Raw genomic sequence first — 4,614 nt, forward strand, 5'->3', positions numbered from 1 at the left:
GGATTAGCACTATCTATTAAACTACCATCTTCAAGATTTACTATTTGATCCAATAATACTTTAGTATTTTCACCTTTTTTGGTTACAATCTCTAATTCTTCACCCTTTTCTATCTTATTCCTGACATCAACAACATATTGATCTTCCGATATCTTTTCTATAATTTTCCCCACAAATTTGTAATTTCTAATGTAGGACGAAGTCTTATAATTTTGGGAGTTTTCACCCGGTTTATGAAAATAAAAACCTGATGTGTACTCTCTGTGACTAACACTTTCAAGTTCCTTTTTTAAGCTATCGATAAGTTCTTTAGTGTATTCTTTGTTGTAATAACTATCTATTGCTTGCCTGTATACTTTAGTCGTCATTCCTGCATAATAACTACTTTTCATCCTTCCTTCTATCTTTAAACTATCAACCCCGGTTTCGATTATTTTGTCGAGAAAATCAACAGTACAAAGGTCTTTAGAATTCATAATGTACGTTCCTCTTTCATCTTCAAACACAGGAAAATATTCCCCGGGTCTTTTTTCTTCCATTAGATAGTACTTCCATCTGCAAGGCTGTGTACATTGACCTCTGTTGGCATCTCGTCCCGTTAAGTAATTACTTAATAGACATCTGCCTGAAATAGATACACACATCGCTCCATGAATAAATACTTCAATGTCTATATCTGGGACTTTTTCTCTGATTTCTGATATTTCTTTTAATGAAAGTTCTCTTGCCAATATGACCCTCTTCGCTCCTAAATCTCTCCACATGGAAACGCTGGCCCAATTGGTGTTACTTGCCTGAGTGCTTACGATCAAAGGTAAGTTTGAGTTTCTTTTCACAATATTAAATACACCCAAATCCGCAACTATTACCCCATCAACATTTAAACTTTCCAAATAATTTACATAATCAGGTAAGAGTTCTAATTCAGAATTGTGGGGTATTGCATTGAGAGTTACAAAGAGTTTCTTTTGTAATTTTCTAGCCAATTTTACCGCCTTTTCCAATTCTTCATCTTCAAAATTTTTGGAAAATGCCCTTAAATTTAGAATTTTTCCACCAATGTATGCGGCATCGGCACCATAGTGATACACAGTTTCCAATTTTTCAAAGTTCCCTGCGGGGGATAACAACTCGACTTTTTTCATGGCAATAAAAAGTTCACCTCGAATAAATAAGATATCAAAAATGTCTCAAATTTTTCCTCACCATTTTTCAAAGATTTCCATTTCATCTCAAAATCTCCCATCTTTGTATTGAATAAGAAACTGAAAACATTGCTATCGATTATACCTTTTGAGTTCGTTCCATAATCCCAGATGTAATTGAAATAACCTTTTTCAAAGGCTAAGGTTAAATCAACACTATTAATTTTGGAATCTTCCCCATACTTGAAACCAAAAGGATAGTCAAAAAAAATTCTGGCACCAGGTTCGGAAGATAAAGCGATGGTTCTGTAGTATAAGTTATCGTATGGATAAACGCTTGAAAAAAAGTTATCTTGTATTTTGTATCTTTCAACACCAATTCTAAATTTGGCACCTTCAAAATCAAAGGTCTTTGAAAGGCCTAAACCATAACCACTGCTATTTGTGTCATAATTAAATGCATATTCATTATCTATATTTATATCCCAAAAAGGGATAATCTTCATGTACCCACCATATACACCCACGTCGGATATTATAAACATATTTACAGGATTAGGTAGCTCTCCTGCCACCTGATTCAATGAGCTTATTCCCAAATAAAGTTTTTCGTTTGGATTATAATTTAAACCATTATAAAAAGCATTTCTAAAGGCGATAAACTCGTCATCCATCGCAGCATACTCTTCTTTTGAAAGCAAAGGCACCATGGATAAAACAGAGAAATCGTAATCTAGTTTATCATTAAAAGAATAAGAAATAGCCAAGGTATCATAATAAGGAGAGTTATCAGATAAGACTAAGTTGTATTTCATAGGACCGTATGAAAGAGGAACTCTTCCCACCAAAAAACTAAGATCTTCTTTATTGTAAGATAAATAAGAATAAGTGGGAAAATCTAAAGAGATATAAACCAAAGACGGAAGGTCGAAAAGACTGTAATTTTCATAAGTAAAATAAGAGGTATCACTTAACCTGAAATCAGCGATGAACTGTGCATAAAAATAATCGCTATAATAATTTTTGATTCCGAACGTGAATAAATTCCCGTTTTCTACAACAAAATCTCTGAATAAGACTTCATTTATCTCTGTACTTCTATACCAGCCTTGAGATAGATCAAAATTATCTATGATTCTGTCTTCGTATTTTAAATCCATTGAAAAGTGTATATAATTTTCAAAACTTTCTGGAATATTTTTTAAATCTCCATAAATTGGGTATTTTAAATAGACTTCCCCTAACTTTTTAAAATAGTATTCGGGATCATTTTCTGTTAGCAGATTGGCAGCTGAGAAACTGAATATTGTCAACAAAATGTTTATTAAAAAAAGATAAAATCTTTTCATTTAAATCACTTGATTTTTAACACAAAATATTCCCAAAAGTTCCTAAGATAAACAACTATCGGAAGGGCGATAAGAATGCCTAAAAAACTAAATAACTCACCAAATAAAAGTATAGATATTATTATTACAAACCAATGTAAATCGAGAGCATTACTTTGGATTCTCGGACTGAAGAACCACATTTCCAACTGATTAGCAATAGTTAAAATTGCTAAACCTATTATTAGACCGATTAGCCCGTTTTCTGTAAAAGCTAACATCAATAAAGGAACTGCCGAAATAACTACTCCTAAATAGGGAATAAAATCGGTGATCCAAGCTAAAATACCTAAAAAAAGCGCACTTGGTATACGAAAGATGAAGGACGTTAAACCAATGAAAGTTCCCACCATTATAGCTGTCAAAAATTGACCATGTACAAATTTTTCAAACTGTGAGTATGTATCCTTCATAAATTTTAAACCTTTTTCTCTGTCGTTTACCGGATATAGTTTCCATAAATTATTCTTTGTGATTGTTTTTAATGAACCTATAGCCGCAGTTGTTACCACCAAGACTATAGCTGAAGTTATCAAATTTGGAATGGATGATAAAAGTTGGTTCATCAAGCCTAAAGCAAAATCAGAAAGATTTTTGTTCAAATCATTGATAAAAGTTACCAACCATTCAGGCAGTTGAGTCAGTGCTTCTTCTTGAGGAATTGTTAAAGAAGAAAGCATAGAAAACAGGGTCCTACCTTCATTAATAATAACGGGGAAAAACGTAATCGCTGCATATAAGACTAACCCTAAGACAAGTATATGCGATAAAACAGCAGATAATTTAGAATTCATAACCTTAGAAAACAAATTTTGTGGTGCTTCTATGAGCATAGACAAAAAAACACCCAAAATCAACGCTGCAATAATAAAAGGAGAAAAATGAGCCAAAAACAGAAATACAACTAAATATATTAGTGACAACCAACCACCTTGTGACAACAATATTTTCACCATCCATATTATTAAAAATTAATAATCACATTACGATATATAATTTTTTCTTTTCTTCAGATAAATATCTCTGATAGCATCTAACTCATTTAAATATTCAGGATCTTTAAAATTAGCGTAAGTGTATTTGAGAGGTTCCCATTGCCCAAAATTGTACATTAAGGTAATTTCCGCATATATACCTTTGCCAATATAAATCCTATTTCCCCAGTGTTTTGTGCTTGCTAAAACAAATTGAGTGTGGTGAAGATAGCCGATGTCTATATTTACTTTTCTTTTACCATCAACCGAAAAGTTTTTCTCAATTTCATTCGTTATCAATTTCGCATCCGGCAAAAAACCGGGAGAACTTAGATATTTAAAACTCACCAACCTTGATTCAATTCGTATATTTTTACCCATTTCTTCGTTATAATAATTGGTAAAGCGCTGAAAATCTAATGAAGAAGAAATATAGTCGATAGGTCCAAAATGTTTTTCGAGCAACTCTTTCAAACCCATTTTATAAAGCCATAAATCAGAATCTCCAGCAGTAAATATATGCGCCAAATAATTTACAAGATCTGGTGCTTTAGTCATTCCCATACGACAAACTCACCTCAAAATCTTCCAGTTTTACAGTATATTTGACAAGTGGTGTTTCTATAACCGTTTCACCTTGGTTACCGTGTATCTCCAAATTTTCTCCAAAAGCCAGTTGGATTTGAATATTCTGGTTTGGTGGAACCACAGTTTTGTTTACATATATTTCAGAAGTTCCCCTATTGATAATATTTAGTGTGTATATATTTCTTTGCAGTATATTATTGTAAAACCTTAAATCTTGGATTAGAAAATAAAGAAAAATTAAGTTAACGATCAAGAATGCTACCATCAAAAATTGAAATATTCTAAGTTTGTTATACGTTGTATCTTTCTTTTTTAGCTGGCCTTCTTCTTTTAACTCTTCATCTTCAAAGATTACATTTATCTCTTCACCCAACATAGAACTCAATCTCTTTGCTACATCTGTCAAAGAGACTTTGGAGAAGTACTCAAAGTCTCCGTTCATAAGATTTTCTAAGGTGGATAAAGGTATTTTTAAATTATCTGCTATTTGTTTTGGGGCATAATTGGATTTCTCAATTA

The 4,614-nt window shown here is 32.3% G+C and carries 5 protein-coding genes; all 5 read right to left on the reverse strand.

What is annotated here, in order from left to right:
- The coding region (locus tag AA81_RS03805; RefSeq protein WP_103898259.1) for a peptidase U32 family protein at positions 1 to 1,145 on the reverse strand (1,145 nt) is incomplete at its 3' end.
- Positions 1,142 to 2,494, reverse strand: coding sequence for a hypothetical protein (locus AA81_RS03810; RefSeq protein ID WP_103898260.1), 1,353 nt, complete (start codon positions 2,492 to 2,494; stop codon positions 1,142 to 1,144). The genes AA81_RS03805 and AA81_RS03810, both read right to left, overlap by 4 nt.
- A 5-nt stretch (positions 2,495 to 2,499) precedes the next feature.
- Positions 2,500 to 3,477, reverse strand: a complete 978-nt coding sequence (locus AA81_RS03815; RefSeq protein ID WP_245863435.1) for an AI-2E family transporter — start codon at positions 3,475 to 3,477, stop codon at positions 2,500 to 2,502.
- Positions 3,478 to 3,516: 39 nt separating this feature from the next.
- Complete coding sequence (locus AA81_RS03820) at positions 3,517 to 4,071, reverse strand: DUF4416 family protein (RefSeq protein ID WP_103898262.1); 555 nt, start codon at positions 4,069 to 4,071, stop codon at positions 3,517 to 3,519.
- A partial coding sequence (locus AA81_RS14145; protein WP_169999601.1) for a hypothetical protein occupies positions 4,058 to 4,614 on the reverse strand: 557 nt, incomplete at its 5' end. The genes AA81_RS03820 and AA81_RS14145, both read right to left, overlap by 14 nt.

It is taken from the genome of Petrotoga halophila DSM 16923, assembly GCF_002924615.1.